At 36.5% G+C, this 18,407-nt stretch carries 15 protein-coding genes; 11 read left to right on the forward strand and 4 right to left on the reverse strand.

Features of this window, described 5'->3' with window-relative positions; genetic code table 11:
• The 3 genes from ccoS to ACILQF_RS00255 form a co-directional block, all read right to left on the reverse strand.
• Positions 1-101, reverse strand: a 101-nt coding sequence (ccoS, locus tag ACILQF_RS00245) for a cbb3-type cytochrome oxidase assembly protein CcoS (RefSeq protein WP_395625433.1), incomplete at its 3' end; no start/stop codon positions are given.
• The gene (locus tag ACILQF_RS00250; RefSeq protein WP_395625402.1) at positions 98-2,512 is read right to left on the reverse strand and encodes a heavy metal translocating P-type ATPase; all 2,415 of its coding nucleotides are present in this window, start codon (positions 2,510-2,512) and stop codon (positions 98-100) included. The genes ACILQF_RS00250 and ccoS, both read right to left, overlap by 4 nt.
• Before the next feature lie 80 nt (positions 2,513-2,592).
• Positions 2,593-5,085, reverse strand: a complete 2,493-nt coding sequence (locus tag ACILQF_RS00255; protein ID WP_395625403.1) for a cation-translocating P-type ATPase — start codon at positions 5,083-5,085, stop codon at positions 2,593-2,595.
• Positions 5,086-5,300: 215 nt separating this feature from the next.
• Here ACILQF_RS00255 and ACILQF_RS00260 point away from each other — a divergent pair, with 215 nt between their 5' ends.
• Together ACILQF_RS00260 and ACILQF_RS00265 are read left to right on the forward strand one after the other, a co-directional pair.
• Positions 5,301-6,143, forward strand: a complete 843-nt coding sequence (locus ACILQF_RS00260; protein ID WP_395625404.1) for a universal stress protein — start codon at positions 5,301-5,303, stop codon at positions 6,141-6,143.
• 116 nt (positions 6,144-6,259) lie between these two features.
• Positions 6,260-8,356, forward strand: coding sequence for a PQQ-binding-like beta-propeller repeat protein (locus tag ACILQF_RS00265; protein ID WP_395625405.1), 2,097 nt, complete (start codon positions 6,260-6,262; stop codon positions 8,354-8,356).
• 146 nt (positions 8,357-8,502) lie between these two features.
• Here the strand turns inward: ACILQF_RS00265 and ACILQF_RS00270 are convergent, their stop codons facing one another.
• On the reverse strand, positions 8,503-8,823 hold the full coding sequence (locus ACILQF_RS00270) for a DUF1275 family protein (RefSeq protein WP_395625406.1): 321 nt from the start codon (positions 8,821-8,823) through the stop codon (positions 8,503-8,505).
• 507 nt (positions 8,824-9,330) lie between these two features.
• Between ACILQF_RS00270 and ACILQF_RS00275 the strand changes: the two genes are divergently transcribed.
• From ACILQF_RS00275 to ACILQF_RS00315, 9 genes are all read left to right on the forward strand, one after another.
• Entirely contained in the window at positions 9,331-10,626 is a 1,296-nt protein-coding gene (locus ACILQF_RS00275) for an MgtC/SapB family protein (RefSeq protein WP_395625407.1), read from the forward strand.
• Positions 10,627-10,729: 103 nt separating this feature from the next.
• Entirely contained in the window at positions 10,730-11,563 is an 834-nt protein-coding gene (ygiD, locus tag ACILQF_RS00280) for a 4,5-DOPA dioxygenase extradiol (protein ID WP_395625408.1), read from the forward strand.
• 213 nt (positions 11,564-11,776) lie between these two features.
• Complete coding sequence (fucP, locus tag ACILQF_RS00285) at positions 11,777-13,033, forward strand: L-fucose:H+ symporter permease (RefSeq protein WP_395625409.1); 1,257 nt, start codon at positions 11,777-11,779, stop codon at positions 13,031-13,033.
• Entirely contained in the window at positions 13,026-13,355 is a 330-nt protein-coding gene (locus tag ACILQF_RS00290) for an L-rhamnose mutarotase (protein WP_395625410.1), read from the forward strand. Before fucP ends, ACILQF_RS00290 begins: the two co-directional genes overlap by 8 nt.
• A 6-nt stretch (positions 13,356-13,361) precedes the next feature.
• Entirely contained in the window at positions 13,362-15,035 is a 1,674-nt protein-coding gene (locus ACILQF_RS00295) for a UxaA family hydrolase (RefSeq protein WP_395625411.1), read from the forward strand.
• A 21-nt stretch (positions 15,036-15,056) separates the two neighbouring features.
• A complete protein-coding gene (locus ACILQF_RS00300) occupies positions 15,057-15,821 on the forward strand; it encodes an SDR family NAD(P)-dependent oxidoreductase (RefSeq protein WP_395625412.1) in 765 nt (254 codons plus the stop codon).
• Between the two features lie 92 nt (positions 15,822-15,913).
• Positions 15,914-16,771, forward strand: a complete 858-nt coding sequence (locus ACILQF_RS00305; RefSeq protein ID WP_395625413.1) for a fumarylacetoacetate hydrolase family protein — start codon at positions 15,914-15,916, stop codon at positions 16,769-16,771.
• Positions 16,758-17,579 carry an amidohydrolase family protein gene (locus ACILQF_RS00310; protein WP_395625414.1) on the forward strand — a complete coding sequence of 274 codons (822 nt, stop codon included), beginning with the start codon at positions 16,758-16,760 and terminating at the stop codon, positions 17,577-17,579. Before ACILQF_RS00305 ends, ACILQF_RS00310 begins: the two co-directional genes overlap by 14 nt.
• A 40-nt stretch (positions 17,580-17,619) precedes the next feature.
• Positions 17,620-18,402, forward strand: a complete 783-nt coding sequence (locus tag ACILQF_RS00315; protein WP_395625415.1) for an SDR family oxidoreductase — start codon at positions 17,620-17,622, stop codon at positions 18,400-18,402.
• Positions 18,403-18,407: the final 5 nt, after the last annotated feature.

The following is an 18,407-nucleotide window of genomic DNA, read 5'->3' on the forward strand; positions in this document are numbered from 1 at the left end:
GTATCATCATTCTGTCCATTTTTCATGGCCCAAAAAAAGGCTAATAAAAACAGGAGGGCTAAGAACACACTACAACCAATTAAAAAATATAAGATGTTCATGTTAATTTGTTTTTTCGGGCGAACATATGTGTTGCGATGCTGGTGAATGAAATAATAGTTACTGTGCTTATGGGCATTAAAATAGCTGCGTAAAGTGGTGATAATAGGCCTTGAACTGCGAAAAATAATCCGATTACATTATACACTAATGAAATACTAAAACTAATGTGAATTACTTTTAAAGCGTCTTTAGCTTGTTGAATGAAGTTGGGTAGTTTTTCAAAACTCGCTCCATCAAGTATGGCATCACAACCTGGCGAAAAATTATTGATGTTATCAGTCACAGCTATTCCTAAATCACTTTGCTTCAGTGCTCCTGCATCATTTAAGCCATCACCGAGCATCATTACCTTATTGTTTTTTTGCTGGAGAGCTTGGATGTAGTCTAATTTATTCTGGGGACTTTGAGAGAAGTGCATTTGGTCTTCCCATGGGAATGCAGGTAGCAGAAATTCACGTTCCGAATCTTGATCTCCTGATAGTAAATGCATGTTCAATTTGCTGCCTAACTTTGTAAAAAGTTCTTTTAATCTCGGACGCCAACTTTGTCTGAAACTGAAATAACCTGCATATTGCTTCCCAATCTGGATATATACTGTTCCAATGTCTTGCTTCTCTGTTTTTATATTGATGAATGATGCACTTCCAATACGTACCATTTTATGGTTTACAATGCCCTCTATTCCTTTTCCTGGAATTTCTTGGTAGGAACTAACAGTAAAATATTCATTGATTTTCATCCATTTAACGAGCTCTCTACTAAGTGGGTGACCCGAATTTCGCGCTACTGAACTAATCATACATTGTTCTTCAAAGCTTAGATTACCTTCAAAACTAATTCGGAATCCCTCGGGAGCGGTAATTGTACCGGTTTTGTCGAAAACAAGCGTGTCAATTTTGGTCATTTGTTCTACTACTGCGGTATTTTTGAGGTAGAATTTATTCTTATCGAAAATGCTCAATACTGCCGATAGAGTGAATGGTGAGCTTAAAGCTAAGGCACAGGGGCAAGCAATAATTAAAACAGCAGTAAAGGATTGCCATGCTTTGGCACTGTCATCAAACATCCAAAATGCTGCTGATCCAAAAGCAATTGCTAAAAGCACTACACTGAAATATTTACTAACCGTATCACTAAAAGTCTTAATTTTTTTGTGCTTACCCTCAAAGGCCTCATTATTCCAAAGGCTAGTTAAATAACTTTGAGAAACGGGCTTAATTACTTCAAGTTCAATGGCTTCATTGATCTGGCGCCCACCAGCATAAACCACTTCTCCTAAAACTTTTTGTACTGGTACCGACTCACCGGTTACGAAGCTAAAATCAATTATTGCGTCGCCCTTCATAAGTATAGTGTCTGCAGGAATAATTTCATTGTTTCGTATCAAGATTCGATCACCAATCTGTAGCTCATCCATAGGGATAGGTTTTTCAATACCCTCACTAATCAAAGTGACCGCAACTGGAAAATATGAACGATAATCACGCTCAAAAGATAAATGATGATAAGTACGTTGCTGCACCCATTTACCAATAAGTAGGAAGAATACGAGTCCGCAGAGTGTATCTACAAAGCCTGCTCCACTACCACTTAAAATTTCATAAATTGAGCGAATAAACATCACTGAAATTCCAAGGGCAAGGGGGAAATCCAGATTTAATATATTATTAGTCAAGTTTTTCCATGCAGAAATAAAATAGTCGCGCCCACTATAAAAAACAACTGGAAAAGCAAAAACAAGATTAAGCCATCCAAAAAATGTCTTGAACTGCTGCTCAAATGCCGCCATCCCAAAATATTCAGGGAAGCTCAATAACATCACATTTCCGAAACAGAAACCAGCAACAGCAATTTTTTTAATAATTTCTCTATCTGATACCTTGTTTTGCTCTTTCACAACATCTTGCAGGCTAATAATTGGCTCATAACCAATGGCACTCAGCATTCCAACGAGTTCGCGCAATGAAAATTCTTTGTGTTTAAAGGTGATTACGACCTGTTTTTTTAGAAAATCAATTCTTGAGTTAACAATGGACGTATTTATTTTATAGAGATGCTCCAGCAACCATAAACATGAGCTGCAATGTATGGAGGGGATGTACAAGGTAATGATGCTTATGTTTTCATCCGAATAATCAAGAAGAGAAGCTGCGATTCTTGATTCGTCTAAATAATCATAATGGGATAAATTCGCATCTTGTGTTTTCCCCGGAGTATCATTGTAATTATAATAACTACACAGTTGATTTTCGGATAGTATGGTATAAACACTCTGACAACCTATGCAACAAAAATCTTTTTCATCATAGTGGTAGTCCTGATCTTGACAATCGTTACCACAATGATAGCATTGGTTTATTGTTTGAGTTTGTGTTGGGGTATTTAAAATGTCCATGTCTTCAAAAGTCACTTGAAATTCGAAGCAATGCAATGACACTCATTATGAAAGAAAATGATATCAATCACATTCTTTGTAATTCTTTATTGTTTTTAGCTTTCTCTTCTTCTTGTGGTTTTAAAAACTTCTATCCACATTACGCCAATAAATGCAGCAATAAAGCAGTAGGAGAGCTCTTGGATTGATAGGGGTACAAATTTAAATATATCTTGAAGCGGACTAAAATAGATGGAGAGCAGCAAAATAAAGACGGAGATACCTAGAATCAAGGGTATTAAATTATTTTTATATCGAATTGTGGTAAATATCGAATAATAAAACGACCTGTTTGAAAGCGTTAAGAAGATATTACTGAAAATTAGGGTGCTATAGATAATGGTGCGAACTTCAGCAATGCTATAATTATTTTCCATATAATAATAACCCATTCCTAAGCATGAAGTGGTAATGATAATACCCTGAATAATGCTGATTGATAACTCCTGGAATGAGAAAAAGGTAGCACTTAATTTTCGAGGCGCTTTATTCATTGAATTAGCTTCAATGGGTTCGTTTTCAAAGATAATCGAACAGGTTGGGCCCATAATTAATTCCAGAAATATCACATGGACAGGAGAAAAAAAGTTGGTGTATTTCCAGAAAAGGAGTAGGGGCACCGTTACAATTAAAATTATGGGGATGTGGATTGAAATTATATATTGAATCGCTTTTTTAAGGTTTTCATAGATTCTTCTGCCAAGCGCAATTGCCTCTACCATGTGTAGTAAATTATCATCTATGAGGATGAGAGACGCAGCCTGACGTGCTACTTCTGAGCCTTTTTTGCCCATTGCTATTCCAATGTGTGATGATTTTAATGCCAAGCTATCATTTACCCCGTCTCCGGTCATGGCTACTATATGGCTTTTTTGTTTCAAAATATTGATTATCCTTAGTTTTGCTTCTGGAAACATCCGGGTATAAATATTCACTTCGTCTACTAAATTTAGAAGCTTTTCATCACTCATTTTGATCAGCTCTTTTCCATCCATTGTTTTCTCAGCTCCTTTGAATCCACATTGTTTGGCAATAGCCGAAGTTGTTAGGGCATTATCGCCGGTAATGATTTTTACTGCAATTCCAGCTTGATAAAATTGTTCAAATACTTTGTTAATGTTCTCTTTAGGTGGGTCATAAAAAGCGAGTAAGCCAAGAAAAGTGAAGGAAAAATCCTGCTGCTTTAGTGGAAATGAATGCCCTATCAAATCACTTTTTCCTACACCTAATACTCGAAAGCCTTGGGATGCTAGACTTTTAATTTTTAAATTAATTTCTATTTTCTCAGCTTCACTAAGTCCCGAAACGTTTATAATGGCCTCTGGAGCTCCTTTTGCTGCAATATAACGTACACCATTTTCATTTTCGAAAATGTGTGTCATCATGGGTGGCTGACCATCAAGTGGATATTCGTGAATCATTTTGAAGTTTTTCCGAATATCCTTGGTGCTCAATTTTTTATAGAGCTCATGCAATGCAATCTCCATTGGGTCGAAGGGTATAGGTTCACTTGCCCACATTCCAAATTCGGCTACCTCATTTAAGGTCTTCTGCTCTTTTATCTGCTCCTTGGTAAATAGTTCCTTGCTTCTGTGATTGTAAATGGATGCTAATTCCATTTTATTTTCGGTAATGGTTCCTGTTTTATCGATACAGATTACCGTTGCGGCACCAAGAGTTTCTACTGTATTAAGACCTTTAACAAGAATTCCTGTTTTTGAGAGCTTCCAAGCCCCTAATGCCATGAAGGTGGTGAAGGCAACAGGAATCTCTTCTGGAAGAATCGACATAGCTAATGTTAATGCCATTAGTAAGCTATCAAGAAATTTGTTGGTTTGGAAATAGTAAAATATTAAGACAAGCAAAAAGCAAATTGCTCCAATAATTGTCATTGATTTCACGAAGCTTAATATCTGTTTATAAAGAGGCGGTTTTTCAGTTTTTATTTCTTTAGCAAGCTCAGCCAATTGTGCTACTCTGCTTTGATCTCCAGTAGCCGTAACTTCATAAACTGCAAGTCCGGAAACAGCTAATGTGCCCTGAAAGACCTCATTTCGCTCTTTTTCAGTGCTTTTTCTTTGTGAAAATGATTCTCCGGTTAGAACTGATTCATTAACTGCAAAGTCATTACTATGGACAATTTTTCCATCGGCAGCAATAACTGAACCTTCCTCTGAAATTAAAAAATCGCCTAAAACAATTTCTTCTGAAGCTATTTCAATCACTTTCCCATCACGTATAACCTTCGTTTTGGAGGCCGTCAATACTTCCAGTAATGAAAGTGCTTTGCGTGTGCGAAAGGTTTGAAAAAAAGAAATTGTTGAGACCAATAGCACTGCTGAAAGCAAGAAAATTGCTTCCGAAAATTCGCCTAGTAAAAAATAAACGAGTGCTGAAGCTATCAAAAGAATGAAAATTGGCTCAAAGATCGTTTCCTTAAGAATTATGATGAATTCACTCTGCTCTTTTCCTGAAATTGTCACGTTTTTTTTTCGTAACTCCACCTCAGCGCTACTTAAGCCAGAAAAGGGAAAGGGATTTTTTATCATGGTTTGATTTTTTACCAATAAACTGATTGTTAAATTAAGAAATTAGATTGATTTGGCAGTCATATTTATGAATATTGACGAGCGTCATATTTTTTGAGTTTTCAAAGGTGTAAATTGGTTTTTTAGGTAAAATCCTATTTTTTTTTAATGAAAAAATCCAAAAAATTTAATCACAATTAACCAATTTCAATTTCACCTTTTTGTTTAAGAAATATATGCTAAAAATTCTCGCTACCACTGATTTTTCCTCAAATTCAAAGGCCGGTATTCGTTTTGCCATTCAATTGGCTTCGCAACAGCCATGTGAACTTACATTTTTTCATTCTTATCATATTATGAAGCCTAGTATTTGGGATGTACAAACATTTACTAGCTATGAAAAAAGTGAGTCGGTTAAGATGAAAAATAAATTAGAAAAGTTTGTTGCGGGTATTTATAAAGCTATGGATACGAAACCAGGAAAAGTGCATTTTGTACTAAGTAGCTCATTTGTTACGGATAGCAATATCATTAAATATGCTTCCGATCATCAATTTGATTTTATTTCAATAAGTAGGAGGGGAGATGGGAAGGTTAAAAAGTTTTTTGGAACCAATACCACAAATTTAATTCAACATTCAAAAGTGCCTATTATTGCTGTACCTCATAATTATAAAAGTTCAAAAATTAAATCTGTGCTTTATGCTTCTGATTTAGCTAATCTCAAACAAGAAATGGATAAAACAGTAGCTTTTGCAAAGCCACTTGGCGCTAGTATTGAACTTTTGCATCTTAATTATCCTTCAGATTCTTCAGACAATATGAAAACAATTGAGGAGCTAATTAAGAAATATCCTAAAACCAGCATTAGTTATCGCTTAGAAAATATTGATCTTGTATATAATCTAATCACTAATTTGGAGCATGTAATCAAAAAGACTAAACCATCAATTTTAATCATGTTTACAGATCAAGATCTTGATTTTTTTGAAAAGTTGTTTCTTTCAAGTAGTACCGCCGAATATTCGTTAAGAGCTTCTGTACCCTTGCTTGTTTTTAAGAAAGAGTCAATAAAATAATGGTATTTTTTTCTCAGAGCTGATATTATACTTTTTTTTTATTCAGTGAACACATTTTTTTAAAAATCTACGAACACATTTTTTTTTTATAATTTGAGGCCGTAAAAGCTTTAATTATGAAAAAATTCATCCTCTATTTCATCATTTTATTGAGTGTTAGCGTGATATTTCTAAGTTTCAAGGGGTATTTTGCCGAGGATCAAGACTGGCCTGAATATCTAGGGGGTGCCGATAGGAATCATTATTCAAGCCTTTCCCAAATAAATACCACAAATGTAACCTCACTTGAGCCAGTATGGGAATTTCATACCGGAGATTCAGGACAGGTTCAATGTAATCCCATTATTGTTGGAAATCGAATGTTTGCATTAACAGCATCTAACCATCTTTTTGCACTCGATGCTTCAACTGGTAAAGAACTCTGGCGTTTTGCTCCTGAGCAAAAAAGTCCAGCAAATGTGAATAGAGGGGTTGCTTATTGGGAAAAGGGAAAAGACAAAAGAATACTTTATACTTATCTAACTTGGCTTTATGCCATAAATCCACTTACCGGTAAACCAATAGCTTCCTTCGGAGATGGGGGTAGAGTTAGTTTGAAAAGTGGGTTAGGTGATGATGCTATTTCAAAATTTGTTTCATCAACTACTCCGGGTACCATTTATGGGGATCTGATTGTCATGCCACTGCGTTTAGATGAAAATGCGGGTGCCGCACCTGGATATATTCAGGCATTTAATATTCTAACTGGAAAAATAGCTTGGGTATTTAAAACCATACCTCATCCAGGTGAAAGGGGTTATGATACTTGGCCAGCTGATGCCTATAAAAATTCAGCCATCGGAGCTGCTAATAATTGGACGGGTATGTCGGTTGATCGTAAACGGGGAATTATTTATGTCCCAACAGGATCAGCCTCCTTTGATTTTTATGGAGGGAACAGGAAAGGGTCAAACTTATTTGCCAACTCACTAATTGCCTTAAATGCAAAAACAGGGGAGTATATCTGGCATTTTCAAACTGTCCATCATGATATTTGGGATCGGGACCTGCCAGCTCCACCAAATTTGATCACTATCAAAAGGGATGGCAAAAGTATTGATGCCGTAGCCCAAGTTACTAAGTCAGGTTATGTTTTTGTATTTGACCGCGAGAATGGAAAACCTTTGTTTCCAATTGATGAAGTCCCTTTTCCTCAATCAACATTACCCGGTGAAGAAACCTGGGCCACTCAGCCGATACCACGCTTGCCGAAACCATTTGCAAGAAATTCGATAACAGAAAATGATATCACCCATTTTTCTGATAAAAGAGATTCCTTAATAACCATTTATAGAAACGCGAACAAAGGGCCATTTCATCCTCTCGATTTTAAAGAATCAATAATCTTCCCTGGTCCGGATGGAGCCGCAGAATGGGGTGGACCAGCAGTTGATAAGGAAGGCATCATGTATGTTAATTCCAATGAGATGGCATGGCTCTTTAGTCTTAGTAAAAAAAATAATACGTCTACTGTTTCAAGTACCGGAAAGTCATTATATCTGAATAATTGCCAAACATGTCATAAAGCTGATTTTTCTGGAAACCCACAAAGTGGGTACCCTTCATTACTAGGAGTTCGAGAACGTCTTGGCCGCGCAGCTGTTACCAATCTTATAAAAAATGGAAAAGGAATGATGCCAGGCTTTACACAAATTTCTGATCAGGAAAAACAGGCTATCATATCCTATATTTTTGGTGAAGAAAAACAGGAGGTTCTTTCTGTTACAAAGGATAAATATCCGGATGTTCCTTACCAGTTTAACGGATATAATAAATTTCTGGATGAAAGGGGTTACCCGGCAATTACTCCGCCTTGGGGTACACTCACCGCTATTAATCTAAATACAGGGCAGCATCTCTGGCAGATTCCATTGGGTGAGATTAAAGAATTTACCAAAAAAGGTATTCCTGTGACAGGAACAGAAAATTATGGGGGGCCTCTGGTTACAGCTGGCGGACTTTTATTCATTGCCGCTACAAAGGATAATACCTTTCGAGCTATCGATAAAAAAAATGGTAAAATTCTTTGGGAATATCCCCTGCCTGCATCTGGTTTTGCGACACCTTCAACCTACCAGTTGAATGGTAAACAATACATTGTGATTGCATGTGGAGGAACTAAGTTGGGGATGTCAAAGGGTGATAGTTATGTTGCCTTTGCATTGAGGAAATAATCAATTGGATTTCCTGTCCTTTATTGAGGATGAATTTAAGCCATCGATTAACAACCATTCCTATTTAATGATAGGTTTAGAAACGAAGATTTTTCTTTTCAAGTAATAAAAGCGATAACGAATATTGTCGTAAAGAAGAGTAAGGATCAGGCATAGAGAGGCATTAACAATGACTTTATTCCGTATGAGTTAAAGGTAAATCCTCCCAAAATACATCCAGAGAAGAAAAATATGATAATAATCATTCTCAATTTAATACTCCGGAATAGTTTTTGTAATTCATTTTTTGTGCGGTAAAAGAATAATTGAGATAACTCAATTCCTAAATCTGTGAATAAACCAGTTAAATGGCTTGTCCTTAAATTGAATTTGACACATTGGTAACTAGTGCATTTTGTAAACCCATGGCAAATAGGAGCATAAGTTCTATTTTTAAATAGTAAATCCCTCAGCCAAATTATTTGCACTTATCCCAAAAGGCTAGGAATTATGATCTCTAGTCTCATAGAATTTGTATGTATTATCAATATTTTTTGAACTAAGTTCAATCAGTATACTGAAAAAAAAGCACCAGATAAAAATGCCGGAAAATATATTGAAATGGTAAAGGCAATTAATTACCTATTGTTAACAATGTCTTCCGCAAAGAAGGTAAAATGACCGGTTATATTAGTGGTATTGTTTGGATATACAGAACATCAATGATGTTAACAATGCCTGCTTAAATGAAAGTATGGCAGCTATTCGGCGGTTATGAATGAAGGTTCTTCCTTTAACTTCATGGCGAAACATTTTTTTGTTCAATTTGCTAATTAAATAGATGTTTTGAATTTAAATTGTTGAGAGAACAATATTAGAGCTTTAATTTATTCTCTTCTATAATCTTTCAAGGGGTAATTGATGATCTTTAAAATGATTTAAATTCTCTTGAATCCTATTTTCTAATTTTTATCCTTAACACTTATTTGTATACAATGATTGAGATTGGTACTTCACAGTTTTCCGATTTAAATTTTGATCACCTAATTGGCTTAGCTAGTAGCATTGGGATAGGCTTCTTGATTGGCATGGAACGCCAGTTTTCAAAAGAAGCAATGGAACATCAAGAGCAATTTGCGGGCATCCGGACTTTCACCATGGTGTCTATGTTTGGCTTTATTTCTGCGCTAATATCAACTTTGGTGGGGGAGTGGGTTTTCGGATTAACGCTCGCCTGTGTTTTTGCGTTCGTTGTGGTATCCTATGTGCAACTTTCTAAAATGCCAGGTAATAGAGGTGGAACCACAGAATTTGCACTTCTTATTACCTTCACTTTGGGTGCCCTAGTCTTTTTTAATATGATTCTTTTTGCGCTCATCATTATGGTTGTGATGTTATTGCTTCTTGCATTTAAACCAACATTGCACCTTTTTGTTGAGAAATTGAAGCGTCAGGAATTATTGGCGATCATTTTGTTTGTGGTCATGTCTGCACTTGTAATTCCTTTCCTTCCGAATGATAATTTTGGACCATACAAGCTCTGGAATTTAAAAGAAATCTGGCAAATGGTCGTGCTTGTATCTGGGACAAGCTTAGTAGGTTACATGATTGCTAAATTTATGGGTCAGAAAGGAACTGTTTTGGCTGGTATCATTGGTGGGATTGTTTCTAGTACTTCCGTGGCTCTTGCTTTTTCACGAAAAAGCAAGGATACTAAATCAAGAGCTTCTTCTTTTTTTTATGCCGTGGGTATTATCAGTGCCTGTACTATCATGTTTCCGAGGATACTTTTTGAGGTTTATGTAGTTAATGCCGACTTGGCAAAACAACTTTGGGTACCTATTTTAGTGATTACTAGTTCTGGGTTTGTATCTGCCGCTCTCATTTATAAGTTTAAGAATGGTAATCATAATGCTAATGGAATAGTTTTAAAAAACCCATTGGACTTTCTTAGCGCTTTGAAATTTGCTGTTTTGTTTGCTGCTGTGCAATGGCTGGTTAAATATGCGAGTATCCACTTTGGTGATAGTGGTATTTATCTAGTTGGCGCCATTTCTGGTATAACCGATGTGGATGCCATTACCCTATCTATGGCTAAAATTGCAAAAGCTGGTGGCAGTAAAAATATGGCAATCCAAACCATAATCATTGCGGCTCTATCTAATACCCTAGTAAAATTGATCATAGTTATCGTATTAGGAAGTGTTGAATTGCGTAAAACTGCCTTATGGGGCTTTTTAGTCATATTTATTTCGGGACTTTCTTATTTTTTTGTTACCTATATTCTTTAAATTCCGTTTTTCTTGATGTAGGTCAATGTTATTTTTTATCCTATTCATTAATAAACATCCATTTGATTGGTAGTTTTGTTTATTCAACACATAATTAAAATAAATGTCGGGCTTAGAAAATTTCAAGTATTTTACTCAAAAACTAAATGAAACAGGTTATTTAATGCCGGCATTATTTGTTGGCCATGGCTCTCCAATGAATGGTATTGAAGATAATGAGTTTTCTCGCCGCTGGGCCCAAATTTCACAAGAAATCCCTGAACCAAGTGCTGTTCTTGTCATTTCAGCTCATTGGCTTAGCAATGGGACAAAGGTTACTGCTATGGATTTCCCAAAAACAATTCATGATTTTGGAGGGTTTCCCCAAGCATTATTTAATGTTCAATATCCAGCACCAGGCAGCAAAATGATTGCGAATGAAACAGCTGCACTTTTACATTCAGTGCATGCAGAGCTTGACCATGACTGGGGGCTTGACCATGGCGCTTGGACAGTTGTTAGACACATGTACCCAAAAGCTAATATCCCTGTTCTTCAATTAAGTATTGATTATAATAAGGGCCTTCAGTATCACTACGACCTTGCCAAAGAATTGTTTTCACTTCGTAAAAAAGGAGTTTTGATTTTAGGAAGTGGTAATATGGTTCATAACCTAAGAATGGTAGCTTGGGATCGTTTGAACGAACAGGAATTTGGATTTGATTGGGCTCATGAATTAAATAAGAAGTTTAAAAAGCTTATTGAATCTGGTGATCATCAAGCACTTATAAACTATCAAAGCATTAGCTCCAATATAAATTTGGCTATTCCCACTTTAGAACATTATTTACCTTTAATTTATAATTTAGGGATTCAAGCAAAAAATGAAGAAGTATCATTTTTTAATGATGTGGCAGTAGGAGGCTCTTTAACCATGACTTCGGTAAAGTTTGGATAGAATGCCAAAATCTAAATTGTTTTCTTTTCAACTATAATTCTTTCTAAGAACGCCTGATTTGAGTTCTCAAAATCATTGAATTCTCTTATAAATAAAAGCATCTGAATTAGTATAATTGTAATATAATCCTTAAAATACATAGATATTCTTATTGATTTTAATCATTTGAAAGTGTAAAAGGTATATTTATTATCAATTGTAATCTAGAGTTGTATGGCAAAAAATAAGTATTTATTCCCCTTAATCATGGTTATATCGCTCTTTTTTATGTGGGGCTTCGTACATAACCTTGATCCGATTCTAATTCCGCACTTAAAAAAATCATTCAGTTTAACTAATCTGCAGTCGTCATTAGTTGACTCATCTGTATTCATAGCCTACTTTTTGATGGCTATTCCTGCTGGTTTAGCCGTAAAAAAATATGGTTATAAAAAAGGAATCATTTTCGGTTTATTACTATTTGCTCTTGGCTCATTTTTATTTATTCCGGCAGCAGATACAGGTGAATACGTGTTCTTTTTAGGGGCTTTATTTATCATCGCTTGTGGATTAACCATTTTGGAGACTGTTGCAAATCCTTATGTTTCACTGCTCGGTGATCCGGAATCGGCAACTAGTCGGTTGAATTTTGCCCAATCCTTTAACGGGCTCGCAGCAACCTTAGCGCCAATTATTGGCGCTCGAATAATATTAACTAAAGGATCTTCAGATGAAGAGTTAAATACAATGACTGACAGTGCAAGGCAGATTGCGCTTGCTGCAGAAGCCTCAAGTGTGAAAGTTCCTTATTTTGTTTTAGGGAGTATTATTCTCCTCATTGCACTCATTTTCTATTTCCTTCGGCTGCCAGAAATAGAGCAATCTGAAGAACAAAGTGAAAGTAAAAATGTGTTTCAAGCTTTGCGCCATAAACACCTTAGCTGGGCAGTAATTGCTCAATTTTTTTATGTTGGGGCGCAAGTCTGCGTTTTCAGTTTCTTTATTTTATATGCTGTAGAGGTTGCTCAGATTGAAAGAGTAGTTGCAGCAGATTATTTAGGCTGGGGATGCGGATTAGCTTTTATGCTTGGCAGGTTTATCGGTGTGTTTTTCATGCGTTTTATTAAATCGGAGCGTCTTTTGGCAATTTATTCTGTATTCTGCATTTTACTGTGTTTTCCAGCAATTTTTATGCATGGAATGATCGCTATCTATTCTGTAATTGGAATCGCATTTTTTATGTCGATTATGTTTCCAACTATTTTTTCTTTGGGTATCAAGGGGCTTGGAAAAGATACCGAATATGGTAGTAGCTTAATTGTGATGGCTATTGTTGGAGGTGCATTCTTACCATTAGCTTTTGGATTTATTTCAGATCTTAGTGGTACTCTTCAATTTGGATATATTGTTACCTTGATTTGTTTTGTTGTTATTCTTGCTTTTGCACTAAAAGGGCATAAAATTGAAAAAAAGGAATTGTCAAATGGATAGATTTTGTTTAACCCTCGATCTTATAAATGATCCAGCATTAATTGCAGAGTATGAAGCCTGGCATCAAAATGTATGGCCTGAAATCATTGAAAGTATCTGTGCTTCGGGTATTGAAAACATGCAAATTTATCGATTTTCTAACAGGCTTTTCATGATTATGGAAGTAAATGAGACTTTTAGTTTGGGTAAAAAAGCGAATGCAGATGCTGAAAATGAGAAAGTCCAACAGTGGGAAGAGCTCATGTGGAAATATCAGCAGTCAGTTCCAGGTGCAAAACCTGGAGAAAAGTGGGTCATAATGGATAAAATATTTGAATTATAATTGAATATGAGTAATACTGCAGAAGATAAAGGGCATCGGTTTTTACAGATTCATCCGGATGATAATGTTCTGGTAGCTCTTAAAAATTTGAGCAAGGGCGAGGAAATTATATCTGCTGGAAAAACTTTTCAATTATGTACGGATGTTTCGTTAAAGCATAAGTTTACTATAGAGCCATTAAAGCCTGAAGATAAGATTTTTATGTATGGCGTTCTTGTAGGAAGAGCGAGTAAATTCATTGCTCAAGGTGAATCGCTAAGGCTTGATAACATGCATCATGATGCGAACGATTTTGTGCTTGCGGAGCGTAAATTAGATTGGCAAAAGCCAGATGTTTCTGAGTTTTATGGTCATACATTCAATGGTTTTCATCGTGCAGATGGTTCTGTCGGGACCTCAAATTATTGGTTGGTTATTCCCTTGGTGTTTTGCGAAAATCGTAATGTGAGTGTTTTAAAAGAGGCTCTCGACGAGAAATTGGGTTATAAAAAAGCAAAAAGCTATGAAAATGAGGTTGAAAGTTTAATTTCTCTCTATAAAACTGGCAAAACAACGCAAGAAATCCTCCATGCTGATCTTCAATCTACCCCCGAAGGTTTAAATCAAAGTAAACTCTTTCCCAATATTGATGGAATTAAATTTATTACTCATGATATGGGATGTGGTGGTACGCGAATGGATTCGGATGCGCTCTGCGGACTAATTGCCGGATACATTACGCATCCAAATGTTGCTGGAGCCACTGTTTTGAGTCTTGGATGTCAGCATTCTCAAATAAGTATTCTCCAAAATGAGATTCAAAAACGTGACCCTTCTTTTAGCAAACCTATTGCAATTTTAGAGCAACAAGATTTAGGAACAGAGCAAATTCTAATGCAGGAAGCTCTGAAACGAACTTTTGCTGGTTTGATAGAGGCTAACAAAATAAAGCGTGAACCCGCACCCTTGTCAAAATTATGTATTGGATTAGAATGTGGCGGCTCAGATGGCTTTTCAGGAATTTCGGCTAATCCAGCTCTTGGATACCTTTCAGACATATTGGTGAGCCTCGGTGGTTCTGTTATTTTATCTGAATTTCCAGAATTGTGTGGTGTTGAGCAGGAGCTCAGCGATCGTTGCGTAGATGAAAAAACTGCCGATCGTTTTATGCATTTAATGCGAAGCTATAATGCTAAAGCTGAAGCGGATGGTTCTGGGTTTTATGCAAATCCTTCGCCTGGAAATATTAGAGATGGATTAATTACTGATGCTATGAAATCTGCGGGGGCCGCGAAGAAAGGTGGGACTTCCCCTGTAACTGCAGTGCTCGATTATCCTGATAAATTAACTAAAATGGGCTTAAACCTTCTTTGTACTCCAGGTAGTGATGTGGAAAGTACCACAGCAGAAGTTGGCTCAGGTGCCAATATTGTGCTATTTACAACAGGCCTCGGTACTCCAACAGGAAACCCCATTGCCCCAGTAATTAAGTTGAGCACCAATACGAATACTTTCCTGAAAATGCCTGATATCATCGATATTAATTGTGGAACCATAATCGATGGCACAGAAACGATCAGAGAAAATGCGCATCGAATCCTTAATTATGTTATTAAGGTAGCTAATGGTGAAGTTCAACCTAAGGCCGTTCAACTGGGACAAGATGATTTTATTCCTTGGAAGCGCGGTGTTTCACTTTAAAAATGATTTAATTAATACCTTATGTTTAGTTTAAAAGGGAAAATTGCAGTAATTACGGGTGCTGGTAGCGGTATAGGCCGGGGTATAGCCAAAGTTTTTGCGAGTCAGGGTGCCTTTGTGCACATTCTTGAGTTAAATCAGGATGCTGGTCGGGCTGTATGTCAAGAAATTGAAGATAAAGGTGGTCATGCTGCTATTCATGCTTGTGATATTTCGGATCAAGATAAAATAGTTGATTTGTTTAAAAGCATCGGTCAGGTAGATATATTGGTTAATAATGCCGGTATAGCTCACGTTGGTAGAGCTGATACTACTAGTGCTGCGGATTTCGATCGCATTTATAATGTGAATGTGAAGGGGGCTTATAACTGTTTATTTGCTGCTATTCCGATCATGAAAGCTCATGGTGGAGGAGTGATTTTGAATCTAGCATCCATCGCGGCCATTGTTGGGGTTGCCGATCGATTTGCATATTCAATGAGTAAAGGAGCTATTTACGCAATGACGCTCTCTGTGGCTAAGGATTTTCTAGCTGATAATATCCGTTGCAATAGCATCTCTCCAGCAAGAGTTCATACACCTTTTGTAGATGGTTTTATTGCTAAAAATTATCCCGGTAAGGAAGCCGAAATATTTGAAAAATTATCTAAATCTCAACCTATCGGACGAATGGCTAATCCTGATGATATTGCCGCATTAGCGCTCTATCTTTGCTCAGATGAAGCTAGCTTCATAAGCGGAAATGATTATCCCATTGATGGGGGTTATATCAAGTTAAATAGTTAAAGTTATTAGATGATTAAATAATCGATAATTTAATTCTTTTTAAAATAATATTTATCGGTTGTCATTCTTTTTTAAATAAATAAAATAATACAATGAAATTAATTAGGTGGGGTAAAAACGGAAAAGAAAAAACCGGAGTAATAATTGACGATATTAAATATGACACTTCAGCTTTTGGGGAGGATTATAACGAAGCTTTTTTTGAAAATAATGGCTTTGAGCGTTTGGCAACTTTTTTAAAGGTTAATGAAGGTAAATTACCAGTAATTAGTGATGCTGAACGCCTAGGCTCACCCATCGCTCGTCCATCAAAAATTTTATGCATCGGATTAAATTATTCTAAACACGCTGCAGAATCAAATATGGCCATCCCTTCAGAACCTATTTTGTTCATGAAATCTACTACTTCCTTATCTGGACCGTTTGATCCAATTATCATCCCCAAAGATTCTGTAAAATCAGATTGGGAAGTTGAGCTTGCATTTGTAATTGGTAAAAAGGCCAGTTATGTTTCTGAGGCAGATGCTATGGATTATGTTGCTGGTTACGTGCTCCACAATGATGTTTCGGAGCGTGAATGGCAGTTGGAACGTGGAGGAACATGGGACAAGGGAAAAGGTTGTGATACTTTTGCTCCTTTAGGTCCATTTTTGGCCACACGCGATGAAATTCCAGACCCACATAATTTAAGGCTTTGGCTTAAGTTGAATGGTAAAATTTTACAGGATAGTAATACAGATGACCTAATTTTTAATATTCCTTTCTTGATTTCTTATGTGAGTAAATTTATGACTCTTTTACCTGGAGATGTGGTTTCTACGGGTACTCCGGCAGGGGTGGGTCTAGGCTTTAATCCGCCAGTTTACCTCAAACACGGTGATGTGGTGGAACTTGGTATCGACGGATTAGGTATTTCTAAACAGGAAGCTATAGCTTATGGAAAAGCTTGATTCTCATCAACATTTTTGGGAGTATAATCCGATTAGGGATCAATGGATAAATGATGAAATGGAAGTTATTAAACACGACTTCCTTCCTCAAAATTTAAAGCCACTACTTGATGCTAATGGAATTAAGGGATGCATCGCTATTCAAGCTGATCAGTCGGAGAAGGAAACAGATTTTTTGCTAAATCTTGCCTCCGAAAATGATTTTATAAAGGGGGTAGTGGGTTGGACTGATCTATGTGCCAATAATGTTGAGGAGCGTTTGGCTTATTATTCTCAATTCTCAATAATTAAGGGTTTTAGGCATATCTTACAAGCTGAACCAATAGAATTTATTCTTAAACCCGAATTTAAACGCGGATTAAATGCTTTAAAATCTTATGGCTTTACTTATGATATTTTAGTTTATCCTAATCAGCTTCCTGCGTTCTTGAATTTGATTGATGATCAATCATTTGTAATTGATCACCTAGCGAAGCCGGACATAAGAAATGGCATTTTTGAGCCTTGGGAGGACAATATGAAAGTTTTAGCCTCTTTTAAGAGTGTTTATTGTAAAGTTTCGGGAATGGTAACAGAGGCAGATTTCAAAAATTGGACGAAAGATGATATTTATCCTTATATGGATAAAGTATTAGCGCTTTTCGGTCCCGAGCGACTCATGTTTGGCTCTGATTGGCCTGTTTGCAAACTTGCAGCTGAATATTCAATGGTTTGTGAGCTTGTTGCAGATTATATTGGCAAATTGACTAAATCTGAGCAGGAAGCAATCTGGGGAAAAAATGCAGCAACTTTTTACAAATTGGATTAATGCCAGCGATTTTTAATTTATAATAATTTAAATAGAATTTATGGATCTTAAACTAACAGATAAGGTTATTATTGTAACAGGAGGTGCTAAGGGTATTGGTGCAGGAATTGTTAAAGTTTTAGCCGAAGAGGGGGCAAGCCCAGTTATTGTTGGTCGCAATGAAGCCGATAATCTGAAATTATTATCCGAAATTGAATTGTCTGGTGGAAAAGCATTTCAAATCGTTGCTGAGCTTACCGAACCGACCGAATGTGAGAAAGTAGTTAAGCTTACGATCAATCAATTTGGAAAAATTGATGGACTAGTCAATAATGCAGGGGTGAACGATAGTGTGGGGCTTGAGTCTGGAAATTATCAGCGATTTGTAGACAGTTTACATAAAAATGTAATCCATTATTATTTGATGGCTCATCATGCTTTACCGGCACTAAAAGCTTCTAAAGGTTCAATTGTGAATATTGGATCCAAAGTTGCTGAAACCGGACAGGGTGGGACTTCCGCCTATGCTGCCTCCAATGGTGCCAGAAACGCCTTGACGCGCGAATGGGCCGTAGAGCTTTTAAGAGATGAAATACGTGTAAATTCAGTTATAGTAGCCGAATGTTATACTCCGCTCTATGAAGCCTGGATAAAAAGTCTTCCAAATTCTAAAGAAAAACTACAAGAAATCGTTAATAAAATACCTTTGGGAAAACGTATGACCAATGCTAATGAAATAGCTGATACAGTGGCATTTCTGTTGTCACATAAATCTTCTCATACTACAGGGCAGTTGATTCATGTAGACGGTGGTTATGTGCATTTGGACCGTTCTATAAGCTAATTTAA

The sequence above is a fragment of the Daejeonella sp. genome, from assembly GCF_044232565.1.
GTDB lineage: Bacteria > Bacteroidota > Bacteroidia > Sphingobacteriales > Sphingobacteriaceae > Daejeonella.

Bases quoted from the DNA above. Each gene is read 5' to 3' on its own strand.
- ACILQF_RS00260 (WP_395625404.1), top strand. From the start codon at position 5,301: ATGCTAAAAATTCTCGCTACCACTGATTTTTCCTCAAATTCAAAGGCC.
- ACILQF_RS00265 (WP_395625405.1), top strand. From the start codon at position 6,260: ATGAAAAAATTCATCCTCTATTTCATCATTTTATTGAGTGTTAGCGTG.
- ACILQF_RS00300 (WP_395625412.1), top strand. From the start codon at position 15,057: ATGTTTAGTTTAAAAGGGAAAATTGCAGTAATTACGGGTGCTGGTAGC.
- fucP (WP_395625409.1), top strand. From the start codon at position 11,777: ATGGCAAAAAATAAGTATTTATTCCCCTTAATCATGGTTATATCGCTC.
- ACILQF_RS00310 (WP_395625414.1), top strand. From the start codon at position 16,758: ATGGAAAAGCTTGATTCTCATCAACATTTTTGGGAGTATAATCCGATT.
- ACILQF_RS00255 (WP_395625403.1), bottom strand. From the start codon at position 5,085: ATGATAAAAAATCCCTTTCCCTTTTCTGGCTTAAGTAGCGCTGAGGTG.
- ACILQF_RS00305 (WP_395625413.1), top strand. From the start codon at position 15,914: ATGAAATTAATTAGGTGGGGTAAAAACGGAAAAGAAAAAACCGGAGTA.
- ACILQF_RS00315 (WP_395625415.1), top strand. From the start codon at position 17,620: ATGGATCTTAAACTAACAGATAAGGTTATTATTGTAACAGGAGGTGCT.
- ygiD (WP_395625408.1), top strand. From the start codon at position 10,730: ATGTCGGGCTTAGAAAATTTCAAGTATTTTACTCAAAAACTAAATGAA.
- ACILQF_RS00290 (WP_395625410.1), top strand. From the start codon at position 13,026: ATGGATAGATTTTGTTTAACCCTCGATCTTATAAATGATCCAGCATTA.
- ACILQF_RS00275 (WP_395625407.1), top strand. From the start codon at position 9,331: ATGATTGAGATTGGTACTTCACAGTTTTCCGATTTAAATTTTGATCAC.
- ACILQF_RS00295 (WP_395625411.1), top strand. From the start codon at position 13,362: ATGAGTAATACTGCAGAAGATAAAGGGCATCGGTTTTTACAGATTCAT.